This window comes from Paenibacillus sp. 2TAB26, from assembly GCF_052115145.1.
Classification (GTDB): domain Bacteria; phylum Bacillota; class Bacilli; order Paenibacillales; family Paenibacillaceae; genus Pristimantibacillus.
This window is the reverse complement of sequence record NZ_JBFRGC010000089.1, coordinates 1-503: the sequence shown is the minus strand read 5'-3', so window position 1 is coordinate 503 and position 503 is coordinate 1. Positions and strand designations below refer to the sequence as shown.

General features: G+C 50.3%; 2 tRNA genes and 1 rRNA gene. All 3 read left to right on the top strand.

The annotated features are described in order from the left end of the window. Positions 1 to 86 (top strand): 5S ribosomal RNA (gene rrf, locus AB4Z50_RS35990); the annotation flags it as partial. A 43-nt stretch (positions 87 to 129) separates the two neighbouring features. Continuing rightward, positions 130 to 206, top strand: a tRNA-Ile gene (locus AB4Z50_RS35985). Between the two features lie 29 nt (positions 207 to 235). Beyond that, positions 236 to 311: transfer RNA gene (locus tag AB4Z50_RS35980), tRNA-Ala, on the top strand. Positions 312 to 503 lie beyond the last annotated feature (192 nt).

The window sequence follows — 503 nt, the reverse complement described above, 5'->3', positions numbered from 1 at the left end:
TTCCCATACCGAACACGACCGTTAAGCCCTTCAGCGCCGATGGTACTTAGACCGCAGGGTCTTGGGAGAGTAGGACGTCGCCAAGCAGGTGTTATATTCACACCTAAATATACGAACTATGAGAATTAAGGGCCTTTAGCTCAGCTGGTTAGAGCGCACCCCTGATAAGGGTGAGGTCGGTGGTTCGAGTCCACTAAGGCCCACCACTATAATTCCATAATTCAATACCTAACATGGGGCCATAGCTCAGCTGGGAGAGCGCCTGCCTTGCAAGCAGGAGGTCAGCGGTTCGATCCCGCTTGGCTCCACCAAAAAAACTTTTAAATTGCACCTTGAAAACTGGAYAACGAARGAAAAAGAATTGCTGAAACATCCTTTAGTTGTTTTTACGTAAGCGAAGGTGAGCGATCACCTGAGCATTTGGTTAAGCTAGTAAGAGCGCACGGAGGATGCCTAGGCACCAGGAGCCGAAGAAGGACGTGGCGAACAACGATACCGCCCCG